The organism is Streptomyces sp. ISL-12 (genome assembly GCF_018614415.1).
Taxonomy (GTDB): domain Bacteria; phylum Actinomycetota; class Actinomycetes; order Streptomycetales; family Streptomycetaceae; genus Streptomyces.
This window is the reverse complement of the sequence record NZ_JAGGOO010000033.1, coordinates 1-18719: the sequence shown is the minus strand read 5'-3', so window position 1 is coordinate 18719 and position 18719 is coordinate 1. Positions and strand designations below refer to the sequence as shown.

Sequence of the window (18719 nt, the reverse complement as noted above, 5' to 3'; positions counted from 1 at the left end):
AGGCCGGGCCTCCTCCGCCGAGCACCGGCTCGCACCGGATCAGACCGACGCCGTCGCCCGCGCGGTCGAGGCGATCGTCGCCGAGCCCACCACGCGCGTGCCGTCGTACAGGACGATCGCCTGGCCGGGGGCGACGCCGCGGACCGGCTGCTCGAAGACGACCTCCAACTCGCCGTCGATCACCTCCGCGCGGACCGGGGTCTCCTCGCCGTGGGCGCGGAGCTGGGCCGTGTAGGTGCCGGGCCCGGAAGGGGCGGCGCCGCACCAGCGGGGCTTGATCGCGCGCAGGGCGTTGACGTCCAGGGCGTCGGCGGGGCCGACCGTCACCGTGTTGGTCACCGGGGAGATGTCCAGGACGTAGCGCGGCTTGCCGTCGGGGGCGGGGGTGCCGATGCGCAGGCCCTTGCGCTGGCCGATGGTGTAGCCGTACGCGCCCTCGTGGGTGCCCAGCTTGTTGCCCGCCTCGTCGACGATGTCGCCCTCGGCGCGGCCGAGGCGGTCGGCGAGGAAGCCCTGGGTGTCGCCGTCGGCGATGAAGCAGATGTCGTGCGAGTCGGGCTTCTTGGCGACGGCGAGGCCCCGCCGCTCGGCCTCCGCGCGGATCTCCTCCTTGGTGGTGACCGTGTCGCCGAGCGGGAACATCGCGTGCGCGAGCTGGCGGTCGTCCAGGACGCCGAGGACGTAGGACTGGTCCTTGGCCAGGTCGGAGGCGCGGTGCAGTTCGCGGGTGCCGTCCTCCTTGACGACGACCTGGGCGTAGTGGCCGGTGCAGACCGCGTCGAAGCCCAGGGCGAGGGCCTTGTCGAGGAGCGCGGCGAACTTGATCTTCTCGTTGCAGCGCAGGCAGGGGTTGGGGGTGCGGCCGGCCTCGTACTCGGCGACGAAGTCCTCGACGACGTCCTCGCGGAAGCGGTCGGCGAGGTCCCACACGTAGAAGGGGATGCCGATGACGTCCGCGGCGCGGCGGGCGTCGCGGGAGTCCTCGATGGTGCAGCAGCCCCGCGCGCCCGTGCGGAAGGATTGGGGGTTGGCGGAGAGCGCGAGGTGGACGCCGGTCACGTCGTGCCCGGCCTCGGCGGCGCGGGCGGCGGCGACCGCGGAGTCGACTCCGCCGGACATGGCGGCGAGGACACGGAGAGGGCGGCGGGTGCGCTGCGGGGTGTCGTCAGTCATAACTCCTCCAGGGTACGGGGGTCCGGGAACCGGAACGCGCGGATATGCGTTCTCGATCACATGGAGGCGAACAGCCGATCCCCCGACGGATCGCCCAGCGGATCACCCAAGGACACCGACCGGCGCATCGGCAGGCGCGCGCTGATCGTCGGCGGCGCGGTGACGGCCGTGGGCGCGGCCGTGCTGGCCCGCGACGAGCTGGGCCGGCTGTGGTGGCGGGTGCCGGGCGTGGACAGACCCCGCGACGACGGGGTGGTCGACTACAAGGGCGCGCGGTGGGTGGCGGCGGCGGACGCGAACTGGCGGCGCGCGGACCGGCCCGAGGACTACCCCATAGACATGGTGATCATCCATGTCACGCAGGGCAGTTTCGACGGCGCGGTCAGCGCCTTCCAGAACCCGGACCACCAGGCCGCCTCGCACTACATCGTGGGGCAGGACGGACGGATCACCCAGATGATCCGCGAGCTGGACGTGGCGTACCACGCGGGCAACCGCGAGTACAACGAACGCAGCGTCGGCATCGAGCACGCCGGGTTCGTGGACCGGCCGCAGGACTTCACGGACGAGATGTACGAGGCGTCGGCGCGGCTGACGGCCGGGGTCTGCGCGCGGTACGAGATACCCGTGGACCGGGAGCACATCATCGGGCACGTGGAGGTGCCGGGGACCGACCACACCGATCCGGGGCCGCACTGGGACTGGGACCGGTACATGAAGCTGGTGCGGCGGGCGACGACGGCGCTGCCCTCGGACACGCCCTCCCCCTCGGCCTCCGCCGCCTCCGCGTCGAGGGGCGGACCGGGCGACTCCGCCGTCTGAGCCCCCTGAGCCGCCCGAGGCCCTACGTCAGTCCGGCCGCCCGTGCCCGTTCCACCGCCGGGCCGATCGCCTGGGCGACCGCCTCGACGTCGGCCTCGGTGGAGGTGTGGCCGAGCGAGAAGCGCAGGGTGCCGCGGGCCAGGCCGGGGTCGGTGCCGGTGGCCAGCAGGACGTGGCTGGGCTGGGCGACGCCGGCGGTGCAGGCGGAGCCGGTGGAGCACTCGATGCCCTGGGCGTCGAGGAGGAGGAGCAGGGAGTCGCCTTCGCAGCCCGGGAAGGTGAAGTGGGCGTTGGCGGGCAGCCGGTCCACGGGGTCGCCGCCGAGGATCGCGTCCGGGACCGCCTTGCGCACCGCCTCGACCAGGCTGTCGCGCAGGGCGCCGATCTCGCGGGCGAACCACTCGCGCCGCTCGGCGGCGAGCCGCCCGGCGACCGCGAAGGAGGCGACGGCGGGGACGTCGAGGGTGCCGGAGCGGACGTGGCGTTCCTGGCCGCCGCCGTGCAGCACGGGGACCGGGGTGTGCTCGCGGCCCAGCAGCAGCGCGCCGATGCCGTAGGGGCCGCCGATCTTGTGGCCGGAGACGGTCATCGCGGCCAGCCCGGAGGCGGCGAAGTCGACCGGGAGCTGACCGAACGCCTGCACCGCGTCGGCGTGCAGCGGTACGCCGAACTCGGCGGCGACGTCGGCGAGTTCACGGACCGGCAGCACCGTACCGATCTCGTTGTTGGCCCACATGACGGTGGCCAGGGCCACGTCGGCGGGGTCGCGGGCGATGGCCTCGCGCAGCGCCTCGGGGTGGACGCGGCCGTGCGCGTCGACCGGGAGGTACTCGACGGTGGCGCCCTCGTGCTCGCCGAGCCAGTGCACGGCGTCCAGGACGGCGTGGTGCTCCACGGGGCTGGCCAGGACCCGGGTGCGGGCCGGGTCGGCGTCGCGGCGCGCCCAGTACAGGCCCTTGACGGCGAGGTTGTCGGCCTCGGTGCCGCCGGAGGTGAACACCACCTCGCTGGGGCGGGCGCCCAACGCCTCGGCGAGGGTCTCCCGGGCCTCCTCGACGGTGCGCCGGGCGCGGCGGCCGGACGCGTGCAGGGAGGAGGCGTTGCCGGTGACGCCGAGGTGCGCGGCGAGTGCCTCGACCGCCTCGGGAAGCATCGGGGTGGTCGCGGCGTGGTCGAGGTAAGCCATGGTGACGCCGATTCTACGGGGCGTCCCCGGCCGGGCTCAGATCAAGGTCGGTCTGCTGGCGGAGCGGCTCACAGGCTCCAGGAAATGGTCTGGTCGGCTTGGACGAGCGCCGCCAGGACGACCAGGTCGGCGATGCCCAGGCCGAGGCCCAGCAGCGCCCGGCCGCGGCGGGCCGTGCCGCGCCACAGGGCGGCGCCGGCCAGCGCGATGGCGACCGGCCCCAGGACGACGTTGAGGACCAGCAGGCCGAGCAGGCCCAGGACGAAGGAGGCGACGGCCATGCCGTCCGCGTCCTGGAACCCGGTGCGGCGGGTGGCCGTGGCCGGTGCGGTGAGTCGCACGATGATCTCCCTCTGATGGTTCCGTGGTCCGTGCGTCAGTGGGCGGAGGTGCTCCGGCGGCGGTGCCGCTCGCGGAGCGCGAAGACGCCGAGCCAGACGGCGATGACGGCGGCGGCGACGGCGGAGAGGCCCAGCGGCGCGTGGGCGACGGTGCCCAGCACGAGGCCGAACAGCAGAAGCGCGGCGACGAGGAACAGCATGAGGTCGACTCCCCCAACATTCGGTGAACGGTTGTAGTAACACTTGTCCACTGAGTTCCCAGTCTAGCGCGCGGGACGACTTTCCAATTCTGGAGAACAGTTGTTAACTACATGGCATGAGTCACACCCTCGGCGTCCGGCAGGCCCAGAAGCAGCGGACCCGGCAGGCGCTGCTGGACGCGGCGCTCGAACTGCTGGAGGAACAGAGCCTGAGCAGCCTGGGGCTGCGTGAGGTCACCCGCGCCGTGGGCGTGGCGCCGACCGCCTTCTACCGGCACTTCCGTTCCACGGCCGACCTCGGCGTCGCGCTGGTCGAGGAGGCGCTGGGCAGCCTGCACCCGATGATCCGCACGACGCTGTCCCCGGAGGGGGACCGCGAGGAACGCATCGCCCGCGCCGTCGAGCTGATCGCCCGCCACGTGCGCGAGCACCCCTCCCACGTGCGCTTCATCGCCCGCGAACGCCACGGCGGGGTGCAGCCGGTGCGGGAGGCGATACGGGAGCAACTCGCCCGGTTCGTCGGGGAGGTGAAGGCCGAACTGGCCACGGACCCGGAGTCGGCGGGCTGGCACGACGACGACCTGCTGATGCTCGCGGGCCTCTACGTCGACCAGATGCTGAGCACGGCCTCGCTCTTCCTGGACGCGGCACAGGCCCCGGCCGAGGAACACGAACGCCTCCGCCGGCTGGCCTCCCGCCGGCTGCGGCTGATCGGCCTCGGCCGCGAGCACTGGACGGACTGAGCCGGCTCAGCCTTGCTGCGCCTGTCCGCCGCCGGGACCCCCGCAGCCTCCGCCCGGGCCACCACCGGGCGTCCCCGAAGGGCCGCCCGACGGCATACCGGACGGCATCCCCGAGGCCCCGCCGGACGGCGCACCGGACGGCACCCCCGACGGCCGCCCCGAAGGCACGCCGCTCGGCACGCCCGACGGCATCCCCGACGGCGTCGGGCACTCCTGCCCGGAGGTGCCGCCACCCGAGGACGACGAGTCGTCACCCGAGCCGCAGGCGGTCAGCGCCAGCGGGGACAGGGCCAGCAGGGCCACGACGGGGACGAGACGCGCACGCTTCATGAGAAGACGCTCCACAGTCGATGAGTAACTCCTGAGGACGTCACTCGACCAACGGCGGTTGGGACTGAGTCGGGGCCGCACTGTCGCCCGCCTGTGCGCGCGGCAAAGGGCACGCAAAGACGAGCAGCACGAGCAGCACAGCAGTACGAGCCGTATGGCCGTACGACCGTACGACCGTACGAGCAAGGATCAGCCGAGCTTCACCCGCGCCAGCTGCCGCGACTGCGCCACCAACCGGCCCGCGCTGTCCCAGACCTCGGCGTCCTCCTCCAGGAAGCCGCCGGCGAGGTTGCGGGTGGTGACGGACACGCGCAGCGGGCCCGGTGCCGGGCGGCACCGTACGTGGACGGTGAGTTCGACCGTGGGCACCCAGCCGGACAGGCCCATCTCGAAGGCGGTCGGCGGCAGCGCGTCGACCGCGAGGAGCAGCGCGAAGGGGTCGGCGTCGCGGCCGTCGGCGAGCGCGAACCAGGCCCGCATCTCGCCCTTGCCCGAGGGCTGTCCGAGCGCCCAGCCCAGCGTGGCCGGGTCCAGCTTGAGCAGCAGCCGGTCGGCGAAGGCCGAACCGCCGGAGACCGGCGCGGGCCCGTCCTCCGGGCCGAAGCACTGGTCGAGCGGCGGCATCGCGGGCGGCTCGGCCGAGGTGCGGACGTCGTCGGGCAGGGCGCCCAGGTCGCCGTAGGAGGCGAGGACGCGGATGCGTTCGACCTCGTTGCCCTCCTCGTCGTACTGGAAGAGGGACGCCTGGCCGGTGGAGAGGGTGCGGCCGGTGCGTATGGTCTCGGTGCGGACGAGGGCCGGGCCGGGGCGGGACGCGGTCAGGTAGTGCGCCGAGACGGTGAACGGGTCGGGGTGCGGCAGGGCGTCGGCGAGCGCGCGGCCCAGGACCGCCAGCAGGAAACCGCCGTTCACCACGCCGAAGATGGTCCAGTCGGCGGAGAGGTCGATGGCGTAGACGCCGGGTTCGCGCGGGGTCAGGGCGGTGTCCCGGTCGAACTCGCTGTCGCCGAGGGTGGCCCGTACGGCCGCTGCGGAGGCTGCTTCTGGCATGGCTGCACGGTACAACAGGAGAATACTAAGCGGTAGCTTTTTGCGACGGACGGCGGTTACTCCGCCTCCAGCACCGTCGACCGCCGGTTCCAGGCCCTCGGTGCCCGCCAGTGGAACCGCATCGCGCACAGCCGCAGCACGAAGGCGGTGACCACCGCGAGGGTGGTGGTGAGCGGGGTGAGGACGTCGAAGCGGATGCACAGGGCGGCCATCGTGGCGCCGACGGTCGCGGGCACGGCGTACAGGTCGCGGTCCCAGCGCAGCAGGGACGGCACCTCGTTGGCGAGCACGTCCCGCAGCACACCGCCGCCGACCGCGGTCGCCAGGCCGAGGCAGGCGGAGGCGGTCAGCCCCAGGCCGTAGTCGTACGCCTTGGTGGTGCCGGCCACGCAGAACAGGCCGAGCCCGGCCGCGTCGAAGACGTTGACGCCGGTCTGGAGGCGCTCGACGTGCGGGTGGAGGAAGAAGACCAGCGCGGTGGCGAGCAGCGGGGTGACGAAGTACCCCAGGTCGGTGAAGGCGGCGGGCGGTACGGCGCCGATGACCAGGTCCCGGAAGAGTCCGCCGCCGAGCGCGGTGACCTCGGCGAGGACGGCGATGCCGAACACGTCGAAGTTCTTGCGGACGGCCAGCAGCGCGCCGGAGATGGCGAAGACGAAGATGCCGATCAGATCGAGCGTGTGCTGGACGGACGGGGTGAACAGTTGCTGGTACACCCGGTCATTCTCACCCGCGGGCGAGCCCCCGCCTTGCGAACGAAGGCGGGGGCTCGCTGGGCAGACCGTGACGGCAACCGTGCGCTCCAGCCGGTGGACTACTTCTCCTCGGCGGCCTTGTTCTCCGTCTGCTCTTCCGTCGCCGCCTCGGACGCCACCTCCGCCGCCACCGCCGCCGAGGTCGCCGCCGACGCCGCGAGCGCCTCCTCCGACACCAGCTCCGCCGCCTCCTTGGCGTCGGAGAGCAGGACGACGTCCTGCGGGGCCTGGTCGGCGAAGTTCTCCGGGTGGTGGCAGGCCACCTGCTGTCCCGGCCGCAGTTCCTTCAGCGGCGGCTCGGTGGTCTTGCACACCTCCGTCGCCTTCCAGCACCGGGTGTGGAAGCGGCAGCCGCTCGGCGGCGAGATCGGCGAGGGCACGTCGCCCTTGAGCAGGATGCGCTCGCTCTGGGCACCGCGGCGCGCGGGGTCCGGGATCGGCACCGCCGACATCAGCGCCTTGGTGTACGGGTGCATCGGCGTCTTGTAGAGCAGGTCGCGGTCGGCCAGCTCGACGATCTTGCCGAGGTACATCACCGCGATCCGGTCCGAGACGTGCCGGACGACGGAGAGGTCGTGCGCGATGATCACGTACGTCAGGCCCAGCTCCTGCTGGAGGTCGTCGAGCAGGTTGACGACCTGGGCCTGGATGGAGACGTCCAGCGCGGAGACCGGCTCGTCGGCCACGACCAGCTTGGGCTTCAGGGCGAGCGCGCGGGCGATGCCGATGCGCTGGCGCTGGCCGCCGGAGAACTCGTGCGGGTAGCGGTTGTAGTGCTCGGGGCTGAGCCCGACCACCGACAGCAGCCGCTGCACCTCCTTCTTGACGCCGCCCTCGGGCTCGACGCCCTGGAGCTTGAAGGGGGCGCTGACGATGGTGCCGATGGTGTGGCGCGGGTTCAGCGACGAGTACGGGTCCTGGAAGATCATCTGCACGTCGCGGCGCAGCGGGCGCATCCCGCCGACCCCGAGGTGGGTGATGTCCTTGCCCTCGAACTCGACCTTGCCCGCGGTCGGTTCCAGCAGCCGGGTGATCAGCCGGCCCATGGTCGACTTGCCGCAGCCGGACTCGCCCACGACGCCGAGGGTCTCACCGGAGCGGACCTCGAAGTCGAGGCCGTCGACCGCGTGCACCGCGCCGACCTGCCGCTGGAGCAGCCCCTTCTTGATCGGGAAGTGCTTCTCCAGCCCGCTCACCTTCAGCAGCACCTCGCCGGGGGCGGCGTCCTTGGTGATCACGGTGCCTTCGCTCTGCGCGGGGATGCTCACCGGTGTGTCCTCTGCCTTGTCACTCACAGCTTCGGCGCAATCTCTTCGGTCCAGATACGCTCCCGCTGCTCCTGCGACATGTGGCAGGCGGCCCAGTGCTTGCTGCCGACCTCGGTCAGCTCGGGCCGGACCGTGCGGGTGATGTCGTCCTTGGGCACGTCGGCGTACGGGCAGCGCGGGTTGAAGGCGCAGCCGGACGGGATGTTGATGAGCGAGGGCGGCGAGCCCTTGACCGGGATCAGCCGCTCCTGCTGCTCGCGGTCGAGCCGCGGCATCGAGCCGAGCAGGCCCCAGGTGTAGGGGTGGCGGGGCTCGTAGAAGACCTTCTCGGCCGGGCCGCGCTCCACGCACCGGCCGCCGTACATCACCAGCAGGTCGTCGGCGAGTTCGGCGACGACGCCCAGGTCGTGGGTGATGATGATGACCGCGGAGCCGAACTCCTTCTGCAGGTCCCGGATCAGGTCCAGGATCTGCGCCTGGACGGTGACGTCCAGGGCGGTGGTCGGCTCGTCGGCGATCAGCAGCTCGGGGTTGTTGACCAGCGACATCGCGATCATCGCGCGCTGGCGCATACCGCCGGAGAACTCGTGCGGGTAGCTGTCCACCCGCTTGTCGGGCTGCGGGATGCCGACCCGGTCGAGCATCTCCACGGCGCGGCGCCTGGCGGTCTTCTTGTCCACGGGGTGGTGGACGCGGTACGCCTCCACGATCTGCTGGCCGATCGTGTAGTACGGGTGCAGCGCGGACAGCGGGTCCTGGAAGATCATCGCCATCTGCCGGCCGCGCAGCTTGCGCACCTCGTCCGGGTCGGAGGAGAGCAGCTCGGTGCCGTCGAGCCAGATCTCGCCGGACAGCCGCGCCTTGCGCTTGCCGTACTGGCCGGCGGTGTGCAGGCCCATGATGCCCAGCGAGGTGACCGACTTGCCGGAGCCGGACTCGCCGACGATGCCGAGGGTCTTGCCCTTCTCCAGCTGGAAGCTGAGCCCGTCGACGGACTTGACCAGGCCGTCGTCGGTCGGGAAGTGCACCTTCAGGTCGCGTACTTCGAGGAAGGCGGTCGGCGCGGGAGAGGTGCCGGTGGGCTCGCCCACCGCGGCTCCGCTCTTGCTGAGGTCGGTCATGCGAGCCTCACTCGGGGGTCGATCACGGCGTACAGGACGTCCACCACGAGGTTGGCGATGAGCACCGCGAGAGAAGTGATCAGGGTGACGCCCAGGATGACGGGCAGGTCCTGGTTGCGGATGGCGGCCAGCACCGCCTGGCCGAGACCGGGCAGGTTGAACGTGGTCTCGGTGAGGATGGCGCCGCCGATGAGGGCGCCGAGGTCCATGCCCAGCATGGTGAGGATCGGCGTCAGCGTGGAGCGCATGGCGTGCTTGCCGATGACGGTCTGCTCCCGCAGGCCCTTGGCGCGGGCGGTGCGGATGTAGTCCTCGCCGAGGATCTCCAGCATGGTGGCGCGGGTGATCCGGGCGTACATCGCGGCGTAGAGGAACGCCAGGGTGATCCACGGCAGGATGAGGCCGCCGAACCAGCCGGTGAAGCTGTCCGCCAGGGGCACGTACCGGGCGTCGAGCCAGTCGAGCCCGAACGCGAAGACCGCCAGGCTGGCCATGCCGGTGAAGTAGACGGGCAGGGAGACGCCCGCCAGGGCCACGACCATCGCGCCGCGGTCCCAGAAGCTGCCCCGCTTCAGCGCGGAGAGCACACCGGCCGCCAGGCCGAAGATCAGCCACAGCACGGCCGCGCCGAGCGCCAGCGCCAGGGTCACCGGGAAGCGGTCGGTCAGCACCGGCCAGATGGCCTGTTCGCTGCGGAAGGAGTACCCGAAGCAGGGGGCGGCGCAGTGGGTGACGTCGCCGCCGCCCGCGTAGGTGCGGCCCACGAAGATGCCCTTGAAGAACTCCCAGACCTGGGAGTAGATCGGGTCGCTCAGGCCCAGCTTCTGCCGCACCGCCTCGACGGCGGCCGGGTCGGCCTGCTTGCCCACGAAGCTCGAGGCGATGTCGACGCCCGCCCACTTGGGGACGAGGAAGAAGATGCCGAAGACCACCAGGATGATGACCACCAGCATCACTGCGGCGGCGAACAGCCGCCTGATGAGGTAAGCGAGCACAGCGTGCGGCCCGCCGCGGTACCGCGGGCCCCGGAGATTGTCCGGGGCCCGCGGTCACGCCGCGCCGGCCTTCACCTGCCTTTCGTGCCGTACGGCGGGTGTTTACCGGTTACTTCGTGGACTTCAGGCCGAGGTTGACGAAGTCGTACATACCGCTGTAGCCGTCGGAGGTGTACACGTTCGCCAGGCGGCTGGAGCGCCAGTTGACGAACTTCTCGAAGACGAACGGCAGGTAGTACGCGCCCTCCATCACCTTGTGGTTGATCTCCGTGGCGATCTTGGCCTTGCCGGCGTCGTCCAGCGTGTCGACGTAGTCGTCGAACAGGCCGTCGATCTCCTTGTCCTTGATGAGCGCGTAGTTGTTGTTACCGCTCTCCAGGATGTAGTCGCTGTCCCACAGCGGCAGACCGTAGCCCTGGACGGACGGGAAGTCCGGGCCCCAGCCCATGATGATGATGCCGTAGTTCTTCTTCTTGACGTTCGAGGGGCTGCCGATGATGCCGGCGGTCTGCGAACCGTCGTACTGGTCGATCTCGGCGGTGATGCCGATCTTCTTCAGCGACGCCTGGAGCGACTGGGCGGTGGCCACCTCGACCGGCTTGTTGTTGCGGACCGCGATGGTGGTCTTGAAGCCGTTGGGCTGGCCGCAGGCCTTCAGCGCCGCCTTGGCCTCCTCGACGTTGCCCTTCTTGTTGTCGCCGGCGAGCTTGTACGGGTCGTACTTCTGGCCCTCGGCGCCCGGGACGGACGGCGGCAGCATGTTGGTGCCGATGTCGCCGCCGGCGATCGGGCCGCCGCGCGCGGTCTGCAGCGAGACGTGGTCGGCGCCGAGGATGACGGCCTTGCGGCACTCCAGCTTGTCGAACGGCGCCACGCTCTGCGGGAAGACCGCGTAGCGGATGTAGCCGGAGACCGGGTTGTCCAGGTTGTCCTTGTACTCCTTCAGCGCCGTGGTACGGCCCTGGGGAGACATGCCGGTCTGGTTGATGTCCAGGTCGATGTCGCCGTTGAGCAGGCGCTGGTCGAGCTGGTTGGCGTCGGAGAAGAACTCGACGGTGATCTTGTCCGGGTAGGCCTTGCGGACCGGGTCGGAGTCCTGCTTCCACTCCGTGTTGCGGACCAGGGTGAGTTCCTTGCCCGGGGTGTAGGACTCGAACTTGTACGGGCCGGAGGAGAACGGGTGCAGGCCGTACTTGGACTTGGTGTCCTTGTCCTGGCGGACCGGGGAGGCGGAGGTGAGCGCCAGCATCTCCTCGAAGTCCGAGTTGGCCTTCGGCAGCTTGAAGACGATGGTCTTGTCGTCCGGCGTCTCGATCGCCTTCAGACCCAGCTTGTCCTTGGACTTGTCCTTGTACGGGCCCTCGTACTCGTCCTTGGGGTCGAGCACCTCCTTGAGGTACGTCGGACCGCCGGACAGCACGTCCTGCGCCCAGACGCGCTCGATGCCGTACTTGACGTCCTGGGACGTGATCGGCTTGCCGTCCTCCCAGGTGATGCCGTCACGCAGGGTGTACTTGTACGTCTTGCCGTCGTCGGAGACCTCGGCGGTCGAGGTGGCGAGGTCCGGGGTGATCTCGGCGCCCGCCGAACCCGGCTCCGTCTTGTTCGTGACGAGCTGACGGCTGTAGTAGCGGGAGAAGTTCCACATGAAGCCGTAGTAGCCGCGCGTGGTGTCCCAGGAGTCGGCGTCCTGGGCGCCGCCGAACTTCAGCGTGCCGCCCTTCTTGGCCAGCGACGCCTGGGCGACCTTGTTGTTCGCGGCGTCGAAGCCGGCCGCGCCGTTCTTCGATCCCCCGTCGCTGTCACCGCCGCCGCACGCCGCCGTGGTCAGCAGCGCGGCGACCACTGCGGCAGCGGCCAGAGCCTGCTTACGCCGCCCTGAGGTGCGTTGGGTAGTCACGATCTCGGATCCTCCGGATTAGATGAGAGACCCCGTGCAGGTGCCACGGGACGCTTGTGCGTGCGGGTGTTCAGCGGGAGCCCTTCGGGTCCAGCGCGTCACGCACGCCGTCGCCGAAGAGGTTGAAGGCGAGCACGGTGATGAAGATCGCCACGCCGGGGACCACCATGTACATGGGGTCCGACTCGTAGTACTCGATCGCGCTCGACAGCATCTGCCCCCACGATGCCGTGGGCGGCTTGACACCCACTCCCAGGAAGCTGAGGGCCGCCTCGGTGAGGATGTTGGTGGGGATCATCATCGTCGTGTAGACGATGATCGGCGCGACCAGGTTGGGCAGCAGTTCCTTGAACAGGATGTACAGCTGCCCCGCGCCCAGGGAACGGGCGGCCTCGACGTACTCGCGCTCACGCATCGAGAGCGTCTGGCCGCGCACCACGCGTCCGATGTACGGCCAGCCGAAGAAGCCGATGACCAGGATCATCACGAAGACGCGCACGCCGGTTCCGTGCAGGCCCAGCATGTCGTTGGGCATCACCGAGACCAGCGCGATGATGAAGAGCAGCTGCGGGAAGGCCAGCAGGCCGTCCATCACCCGGCTGATGACGGAGTCCACCCAGCCGCCGAAGAAGCCGGCCAGGACACCGAGGACCGTGCCGAGGATGACGGCCACGATGGCGGAGAGGAAGCCGACCAGCAGCGAGATGCGGGCGCCGTAGAGGATGCGGGCGAAGATGTCGCGGCCGTTGACCGGCTCGACACCGAGCAGGTGGTCGCCGCTGATCCCGCCGAGCGAGCCCACGGGAGTGCCGAACAGCGGGTCGATCAGGTCCTCGTGGTACTCGTTCGGGTCCTGCCCGAGCAGGCCCGTGATGACCGGCGCCAGCAGCGCGACCACGACGAGGAAGAGCACCACGACGGCGCCCGCGAGGGCCAGCTTGTCCCGCTTCAGGCGTTCCCAGGCGATACGGCCCAGGGACCGGCCCTGTACCGACTTCGCCTCGGCGCCGGCGACCGCCGCCTCCTCGGCAGCGCTCGGGGCCGCTTCGGCGGTCGGCTCGTGCAATGGTGCCGTCATCTGGCAGGGACCCCTCTCAACCGGCGGTAGCCGGCCCGCACTTGCCGCTGTGGCGGCGTGATCAGTCCGTAGTACACAGGGGCGAACACCCCTGGTGCGGGAGTCTTCAACGCATGGGTGATCTGTTGCCAGACTTGGCGGTGAATGGATGCGCAACCGTGATGCTGTCTGAGGGTTTCCGTTATCCGGACGCCGGGTAACACCCTGCGGACATGGAGGAGTTGGGGCACCAGGGACAGAAGGGGACGTTCCCCTTCGCTCTACGCGCGGAGATCACTCCGCTACTCAGCGGAATCTCATCTTCCGCCGTCAGTACCGGCCGCCCGCCGGAGGGTAGCCGTACCCGGCCGCGGGCGCCTGGGCGGGGGCCGCGTGGGCCTCCCGGTCGTAGAACGGACGGGCGTTGGAGCGCAGCCACATGGCGACCGGGTCCAGCGCGTCCGACATCGCCACGGTGGACACCGCCAGCCCGTCCGGCACCGCGCCGACGGACTGCTGCATCATCGCGCGCACCGCGCCGACGGCCGGCGGGGAGGTGTCGTACACGTCGAGACCGATGGCGAGATACGGCGCCCCGAGCGCCGGCTGCACCCAGGCGCGGCGCAGCGAGCGGACGACCGGGGTGCGGTGGGCGTTCTGCGTCAGCAGGGCGTAGAACTGCGGGGTCTCGATGGCCGGTTCGGACAGCCGCAGGGGGCCCGCGGGCTGGCGGTCCAGGCCGGTGGCGATGCGGCGCAGGTCGAGCCAGGGGATGCCGACGCCGCCGCCGGGGGCGTGCGGGTTGAGCCAGAGGCCGAAGCGGTCGGGGAACAGGGCGCGGGCGACCTCCAGTCCGTCGACCACCTCGTAGGACCGGTTCCAGCCGCTGGCGGACAGCTCCTGGGCGGAGGTGACGCAGGGCGCGTAGCCGTGGCCGTCGACCTCCATGTTCCCGTACTGGGCGTCCGGGGAGCCCGCCTGGCCGTGCCAGAGCAGCATCCAGACCTGGCCGGAATCGGGGGCCGCGAGGGCGCGCAGCAGTGACTCGTAGGCGTCGTAGCGGCCGGGCGTCACCTGGCGCAGCATGTGCTCGACCTGCCCGGCTGCGGCGGTACCGCTCGCGCTCACGTTTTACCGACCTCTCGGGAAGCGTGCGTGGTTGGGGTCCAGCTTAGGTGGCTCCGCGGGCCGGGGGCGCCTTCGAGCTCGGGGCTGATTGTCCGTCGGCGGGTGCGGGTGCGTCGTGGCTTGTCGCGCCCACGCGGCGGAGCCGTATATCCGTTCAGCCCCGCGCGCCCTCGGGGCGACGCTCACACGTCACTTGTGTAGAACGGGCGGACCTGCTGCCGCAGCCAGTCGCAGACCGGGTCCTGGGCCGCCTCCAGGAGGACCAGGTTGACCGGCCACTTGACCGGGACGCGGCCCAGGGCGCGGCCGAGGGCGTCCAGCGGGACGGCGCGGGCGTCGCCCTCCCAGTGGGTGAGTTCGACGCCGACGAACATGACCGGGTCGGCGGTCTCGATGGCGGCCAGGCAGCGGCGGGCGGTACGGACCACGCCGGTCGCGGCGAACTCGGCGGAGGCCGCGGAGAGGAAGTCCACCGGGTCGTCCTGCCAGTCGGGCTCGAACAGCCGGACCCGGCCGCCGCCGGCGGGGCCGTCCAGCGGGCCGCGTCCGGCGCGGCACAGCTCGGCCACGGCGGGCGGCGGCAGCGGGATGCCGACGACCCCGTCCGGGTTGACGGCGATGCCGACCTGCGGGGGCAGTCCGCGGGCGAACTCCACGGCGGGGGCGATGGTGTACGCCATGTGCGCGCCGACGACCTGGCGGAACTGCTCCTCGGAGCTGAACACCGGGACGTACGCCTGGCCCTGGATCTCCAGCGTGGGCAGGTCCAGGGGGCCGCTGTGCGGGCCGCCGCCGTTGGGCAGCGGGACCCAGACGAAGCTGCGGCCGAGGACCTCGACTATCCGGCCGCCGGCGCCCGGCACGCCGAGGGCGGCGGAGAGCACCTCCTCCAGTTCGTTGCCGGGCCATCCGCCGTGCGGGTGAGGGTGCGCCTGCGCCGGGAAGTCCATCTGCCTGCCTACCGCCTGTGGGGAACCGCTGGTGTGGCTGAAAAGGCTACCGGTCAGCCGGTGAAGCCGATCCGGCGCAGGGTGTCGGCCGCCGCGCGGTCGAGCAGGACGGCGGCGCCGCAGCCGGGCGGCAGCTCGCCCCGCTGGGCCGCGCTCAGCAGCCGGTGGGTGGCCGCGCGGTGGCGCAGGAACGCGTACCGGGACACGCCCCGGCCGCGCTCGCGCTGGCCCTGGAGCGCCTGCTCGGCGTCGACGTCGAGCAGCAGCAGGTGCAGGGTGCCGCCGCGCCGCCGGGCCTCGCGGGCCAGCCAGCGGCGCACCCAGGTCTGGGTGCCGCAGTCGTGCACGACGACGCCCTCGCCGGAGCGCAGGGCGCGGCGCAGCCCGGCGTAGTGGGCGATCCGGACGAGGGGGCGGTAGACCGCGTACGGCAGGAAGCGCGGCATGCGCCGGTCCCAGCGGTCGCGGGTGTCCTGCGAGTCGATGCGGGTCCCGCGCACGGTCCGCTCCATCAGCGTGGACTTGCCGCTGCCGGGCAGGCCGGTGACCGCGACGAGGTCCTTCGGGCCGAAGAGCAGGGCGTGCGGGCTGCGGCCCGCCCGGTCCCGCAGGTCGCGGACGACGGGTGCGGGCCGCTCGGCGCACGCCTCCCGGGCCGGGGCCGTGTGCTGCTCGGGCAGCGCGAGTCCCGAGGTCGTGGCGTATGCCGTGGTCCTGTTCACCGTGATCGTCCTCCCCTGGGGCGGTTCACGTGTTCCATCCCCGTCGAGTGTAAAGAGAAGGTAATGCCGAGGTCTCGCGATTTCGTTCGCTTCGCGCCACAAGCCGGTCACAAAGGCGGCGCCGGGGGCGGCACCGAGGGCGGTGCTACTGTGGCCGCGCCAACTGCATACCGGCCGTTTGAATCCGCGCGGGAGAGTCCCCGGTCGTCGCCGGGGCGCCGAAGGAGCAAGTTCCTCCCTTGAATCTCTCAGGCCCCGTCACCGCGCGGGCGAGGCACATCTGAAAAGCGGGCCGCCGTCCGGGCGGCCCCACCCAAGGTGCAAGTCCTGACCACGACCGGTACTCCGGTGACAGGCGTGGTCACGGCGAACCTCTCAGGTACCGATGACAGATGGGGAGGGCCTTCCTCGCCCGTGCCGTCCTGCCCTGGGAGACGACCGATGAGCAGTACCCTGCCCCGCCGTACCGCGCTCGACGCGGTCCACCGCGCGCTCGGCGCGACCATGACCGACTTCGCCGGCTGGGACATGCCGCTGCGCTACGGCTCCGAGCGCGACGAGCACACCGCCGTACGCACCCGGGCCGGGCTCTTCGACCTCTCGCACATGGGCGAGATCACGGTCACCGGCCCCCAGGCCGCCGCGCTGCTGGACTTCGCGCTGGTCGGCAACATCGGCACCGTGCGGCCGGGCCGCGCCCGCTACACCATGATCTGCCGGGCGGACGGCGGCATCCTGGACGACCTGATCGTCTACCGGACGGCGGACGACACGTACCTGGTCGTCGCCAACGCCTCCAACGCCCAGGTGGTGCTGGACGCGCTCACCGAACGGGCGGCCGGGTTCGACGCCGAGGTCCGCGACGACCGCGACGCCTACGCGCTGCTCGCCGTGCAGGGGCCCGAGTCGGCGGGCATCCTCGCCGCGCTGACCGACGCCGACCTGGACGGGCTGAAGTACTACGCCGGCCTGCCGGGCACCGTGGCCGGCGTGCCCGCCCTGATCGCGCGCACCGGCTACACCGGCGAGGACGGCTTCGAGCTGTTCGTCGCCCCGGACGGCGCGGAGCGGCTGTGGCGGGCGCTGACCGAGGCGGGCGCGTCCGCCGGTCTGGTGCCGTGCGGCCTGTCCTGCCGGGACACGCTCCGCCTGGAGGCGGGCATGCCGCTGTACGGGCACGAGCTGACCACCGCGCTGACGCCCTTCGACGCCGGGCTCGGCCGGGTGGTGAAGTTCGAGAAGGAGGGCGACTTCGTGGGGCGCGCGGCGCTGACCGAGGCCGCCTCCCGCGCTCAGGACAGCCCCCCGCGCGTCCTGGTCGGCCTGGTCGCCGAGGGCCGCCGGGTCCCGCGCGCCGGGTACGCGGTGGTCGCCGGCGGCCGGGTGATCGGCGAGGTCACCTCCGGCGCCCCCTCCCCCACGCTGGGCAGGCCGATCGCGATGGCGTACGTCGACGCGGCGCACGCGGCGCCGGGGACGCCCGGGGTCGGTGTGGACATCCGCGGCAGCCATGAGCCGTACGAGGTCGTGGCGCTGCCGTTCTACCGGCGCGAGAAGTAAGCGACCGCGTCAGCGGTCAAGAAGTCCAGAAGTCAGCGACCAGCGCCGGAGGCGAGCACGCCTGCCTTCCGGCATCCCCCTCATTCACCGCCACTCCACCTCTTACGGGAGAATTCAGCCATGAGCAACAACCCCCAGCAGCTCCGCTACAGCAAGGAGCACGAGTGGCTGTCGGCCGCCGAGGACGGCGTCGCGACGGTCGGCATCACGGAGCACGCGGCCAACGCCCTCGGTGACGTCGTCTTCGTCCAGCTCCCCGAGACCGGTGCCACCGTGACCGCGGGCGAGACCTGCGGCGAGCTGGAGTCGACCAAGTCGGTCTCCGACCTGTACTCACCCGTCTCCGGCGAGGTCACCGAGGTCAACGAGGACGTCGTCGACGACCCGTCGCTGGTGAACTCCGCGCCCTTCGAGGGCGGCTGGCTGTTCAGGGTGCGCGTCGCCGAGGAGCCGGCCGACCTGCTCTCCGCCGACGAGTACACCGCCTACTCGGCCGGCTGAGGAGCCCTCGCGATGACCCTCCTGAACACCCCCCTGCACGAACTCGACCCCGACGTCGCCGCCGCCGTCGACGCCGAGCTGCACCGCCAGCAGTCCACCCTGGAGATGATCGCCTCCGAGAACTTCGCGCCGGCCGCGGTGATGGAGGCCCAGGGCTCGGTGCTGACCAACAAGTACGCCGAGGGCTACCCGGGCCGTCGCTACTACGGCGGCTGCGAGCACGTCGACGTCGTCGAGCAGATCGCCATCGACCGGATCAAGGCCCTGTTCGGCGCCGAGCACGCCAACGTGCAGCCGCACTCCGGCGCCCAGGCCAACGCGGCGGCGATGTTCGCGCTGCTGAAGCCGGGCGACACGATCATGGGCCTGAACCTCGCCCACGGCGGTCATCTGACCCACGGCATGAAGATCAACTTCTCCGGCAGGCTCTACGACGTCGTCCCGTACCACGTGGGCGACGACGGACTGGTCGACCTGGCCGAGGTGGAGCACCTCGCCAAGGAGAAGAAGCCGAAGCTGATCGTGGCCGGCTGGTCGGCCTACCCCCGGCAGCTGGACTTCGCCGCCTTCCGCCGGATCGCGGACGAGGTCGGCGCGTACCTGATGGTCGACATGGCGCACTTCGCCGGTCTGGTCGCGGCGGGCCTGCACCCGAACCCGGTGCCGCACGCCCACGTGGTCACCACCACGACCCACAAGACCCTCGGCGGCCCGCGCGGCGGTGTGATCCTCTCCACGGCCGAGCTGGCCAAGAAGATCAACTCGGCGGTCTTCCCCGGTCAGCAGGGCGGCCCGCTGGAGCACGTGATCGCCGCCAAGGCGGTCGCCTTCAAGGTGGCGGCCAGTGAGGAGTTCGCGGAGCGCCAGCGTCGTACGCTGGAAGGCGCCCGCGTCCTCGCCGAGCGCCTGGTGCGGGA

20 protein-coding genes and 1 riboswitch are annotated in these 18719 nt (G+C 71.4%); of the genes, 5 read left to right on the top strand and 15 right to left on the bottom strand.

The window, feature by feature from the left end; genetic code table 11:
• Nucleotides 1-39 precede the first annotated feature (39 nt).
• Nucleotides 40-1173: a tRNA 2-thiouridine(34) synthase MnmA gene (gene mnmA / locus J7I94_RS09930; protein ID WP_215166620.1), complete on the bottom strand. Its 1134-nt coding sequence runs from the start codon at nt 1171-1173 to the stop codon at nt 40-42.
• A 60-nt stretch (nt 1174-1233) separates the two neighbouring features.
• On the opposite strand from mnmA, the gene J7I94_RS09925 reads away from it, so the two are divergent.
• Nucleotides 1234-1995: an N-acetylmuramoyl-L-alanine amidase gene (locus J7I94_RS09925; protein WP_215166619.1), complete on the top strand. Its 762-nt coding sequence runs from the start codon at nt 1234-1236 to the stop codon at nt 1993-1995.
• A 22-nt stretch (nt 1996-2017) separates the two neighbouring features.
• Here J7I94_RS09925 and J7I94_RS09920 read toward each other — a convergent pair whose 3' ends face one another.
• The 3 genes from J7I94_RS09920 to J7I94_RS09910 all read right to left on the bottom strand — a co-directional run bounded on the left by J7I94_RS09920 (nt 2018) and on the right by J7I94_RS09910 (nt 3722).
• Complete coding sequence (locus J7I94_RS09920; protein ID WP_215166618.1) at nt 2018-3181, bottom strand: cysteine desulfurase family protein; 1164 nt, start codon at nt 3179-3181, stop codon at nt 2018-2020.
• A gap of 68 nt (nt 3182-3249) precedes the next feature.
• Nucleotides 3250-3522 carry a DUF4190 domain-containing protein gene (locus tag J7I94_RS09915; protein WP_215166617.1) on the bottom strand — a complete coding sequence of 91 codons (273 nt, stop codon included), beginning with the start codon at nt 3520-3522 and terminating at the stop codon, nt 3250-3252.
• A gap of 35 nt (nt 3523-3557) precedes the next feature.
• Nucleotides 3558-3722, bottom strand: coding sequence for a hypothetical protein (locus J7I94_RS09910; protein ID WP_215166616.1), 165 nt, complete (start codon nt 3720-3722; stop codon nt 3558-3560).
• 116 nt (nt 3723-3838) lie between these two features.
• Here J7I94_RS09910 and J7I94_RS09905 point away from each other — a divergent pair, with 116 nt between their 5' ends.
• A complete protein-coding gene (locus J7I94_RS09905) occupies nt 3839-4465 on the top strand; it encodes a TetR family transcriptional regulator (protein WP_215166615.1) in 627 nt (208 codons plus the stop codon).
• Nucleotides 4466-4471: 6 nt separating this feature from the next.
• Here J7I94_RS09905 and J7I94_RS09900 read toward each other — a convergent pair whose 3' ends face one another.
• The 11 genes from J7I94_RS09900 to J7I94_RS09850 all read right to left on the bottom strand — a co-directional run bounded on the left by J7I94_RS09900 (nt 4472) and on the right by J7I94_RS09850 (nt 15741).
• Nucleotides 4472-4795 carry a hypothetical protein gene (locus tag J7I94_RS09900; protein ID WP_215166614.1) on the bottom strand — a complete coding sequence of 108 codons (324 nt, stop codon included), beginning with the start codon at nt 4793-4795 and terminating at the stop codon, nt 4472-4474.
• A gap of 189 nt (nt 4796-4984) precedes the next feature.
• Nucleotides 4985-5845, bottom strand: a complete 861-nt coding sequence (locus J7I94_RS09895; RefSeq protein WP_215166613.1) for a thioesterase family protein — start codon at nt 5843-5845, stop codon at nt 4985-4987.
• 56 nt (nt 5846-5901) lie between these two features.
• Nucleotides 5902-6561, bottom strand: coding sequence for a trimeric intracellular cation channel family protein (locus J7I94_RS09890; protein WP_215166612.1), 660 nt, complete (start codon nt 6559-6561; stop codon nt 5902-5904).
• Nucleotides 6562-6659: 98 nt separating this feature from the next.
• A complete protein-coding gene (locus tag J7I94_RS09885) occupies nt 6660-7868 on the bottom strand; it encodes an ABC transporter ATP-binding protein (RefSeq protein WP_374198373.1) in 1209 nt (402 codons plus the stop codon).
• Between the two features lie 23 nt (nt 7869-7891).
• Nucleotides 7892-8989: an ABC transporter ATP-binding protein gene (locus J7I94_RS09880; protein ID WP_215166610.1), complete on the bottom strand. Its 1098-nt coding sequence runs from the start codon at nt 8987-8989 to the stop codon at nt 7892-7894.
• Nucleotides 8986-9984, bottom strand: a complete 999-nt coding sequence (locus J7I94_RS09875) for an ABC transporter permease (protein ID WP_215166609.1) — start codon at nt 9982-9984, stop codon at nt 8986-8988. Before J7I94_RS09875 ends, J7I94_RS09880 begins: the two co-directional genes overlap by 4 nt.
• Nucleotides 9985-10093: 109 nt before the next feature.
• Nucleotides 10094-11884, bottom strand: a complete 1791-nt coding sequence (locus tag J7I94_RS09870) for an ABC transporter substrate-binding protein (protein ID WP_215166608.1) — start codon at nt 11882-11884, stop codon at nt 10094-10096.
• Between the two features lie 70 nt (nt 11885-11954).
• Nucleotides 11955-12962, bottom strand: coding sequence for an ABC transporter permease (locus tag J7I94_RS09865; protein WP_215166607.1), 1008 nt, complete (start codon nt 12960-12962; stop codon nt 11955-11957).
• A 309-nt stretch (nt 12963-13271) separates the two neighbouring features.
• On the bottom strand, nt 13272-14069 hold the full coding sequence (locus J7I94_RS09860) for an enhanced serine sensitivity protein SseB C-terminal domain-containing protein (RefSeq protein ID WP_215166606.1): 798 nt from the start codon (nt 14067-14069) through the stop codon (nt 13272-13274).
• A gap of 182 nt (nt 14070-14251) precedes the next feature.
• Complete coding sequence (locus J7I94_RS09855; protein ID WP_215166605.1) at nt 14252-15019, bottom strand: enhanced serine sensitivity protein SseB; 768 nt, start codon at nt 15017-15019, stop codon at nt 14252-14254.
• Between the two features lie 53 nt (nt 15020-15072).
• Nucleotides 15073-15741 (bottom strand): AAA family ATPase, encoded by a 669-nt coding sequence (locus J7I94_RS09850; RefSeq protein ID WP_215166604.1) that lies wholly within the window; start codon nt 15739-15741, stop codon nt 15073-15075.
• A gap of 179 nt (nt 15742-15920) precedes the next feature.
• A riboswitch (glycine riboswitch) is annotated at nt 15921-16015 on the top strand.
• A 167-nt stretch (nt 16016-16182) separates the two neighbouring features.
• Here J7I94_RS09850 and gcvT point away from each other — a divergent pair.
• The 3 genes from gcvT to J7I94_RS09835 all read left to right on the top strand — a co-directional run.
• Nucleotides 16183-17301: a glycine cleavage system aminomethyltransferase GcvT gene (gene gcvT, locus J7I94_RS09845; RefSeq protein WP_215166603.1), complete on the top strand. Its 1119-nt coding sequence runs from the start codon at nt 16183-16185 to the stop codon at nt 17299-17301.
• A gap of 120 nt (nt 17302-17421) precedes the next feature.
• Nucleotides 17422-17802, top strand: coding sequence for a glycine cleavage system protein GcvH (gene gcvH / locus J7I94_RS09840; protein WP_215166602.1), 381 nt, complete (start codon nt 17422-17424; stop codon nt 17800-17802).
• Between the two features lie 12 nt (nt 17803-17814).
• A partial coding sequence (locus J7I94_RS09835) for a serine hydroxymethyltransferase (protein WP_215166601.1) occupies nt 17815-18719 on the top strand: 905 nt, incomplete at its 3' end.

Coding starts and splice junctions, on each gene's coding strand:
- mnmA (WP_215166620.1), bottom strand. CDS start 1,173: ATGACTGACGACACCCCGCAGCGCACCCGCCGCCCTCTCCGTGTCCTC.
- J7I94_RS09925 (WP_215166619.1), top strand. CDS start 1,234: ATGGAGGCGAACAGCCGATCCCCCGACGGATCGCCCAGCGGATCACCC.
- J7I94_RS09920 (WP_215166618.1), bottom strand. CDS start 3,181: ATGGCTTACCTCGACCACGCCGCGACCACCCCGATGCTTCCCGAGGCG.
- J7I94_RS09910 (WP_215166616.1), bottom strand. CDS start 3,722: ATGCTGTTCCTCGTCGCCGCGCTTCTGCTGTTCGGCCTCGTGCTGGGC.
- J7I94_RS09905 (WP_215166615.1), top strand. CDS start 3,839: ATGAGTCACACCCTCGGCGTCCGGCAGGCCCAGAAGCAGCGGACCCGG.
- J7I94_RS09900 (WP_215166614.1), bottom strand. CDS start 4,795: ATGAAGCGTGCGCGTCTCGTCCCCGTCGTGGCCCTGCTGGCCCTGTCC.
- J7I94_RS09895 (WP_215166613.1), bottom strand. CDS start 5,845: ATGCCAGAAGCAGCCTCCGCAGCGGCCGTACGGGCCACCCTCGGCGAC.
- J7I94_RS09880 (WP_215166610.1), bottom strand. CDS start 8,989: ATGACCGACCTCAGCAAGAGCGGAGCCGCGGTGGGCGAGCCCACCGGC.
- J7I94_RS09865 (WP_215166607.1), bottom strand. CDS start 12,962: ATGACGGCACCATTGCACGAGCCGACCGCCGAAGCGGCCCCGAGCGCT.
- J7I94_RS09855 (WP_215166605.1), bottom strand. CDS start 15,019: ATGGACTTCCCGGCGCAGGCGCACCCTCACCCGCACGGCGGATGGCCC.
- gcvT (WP_215166603.1), top strand. CDS start 16,183: ATGAGCAGTACCCTGCCCCGCCGTACCGCGCTCGACGCGGTCCACCGC.
- gcvH (WP_215166602.1), top strand. CDS start 17,422: ATGAGCAACAACCCCCAGCAGCTCCGCTACAGCAAGGAGCACGAGTGG.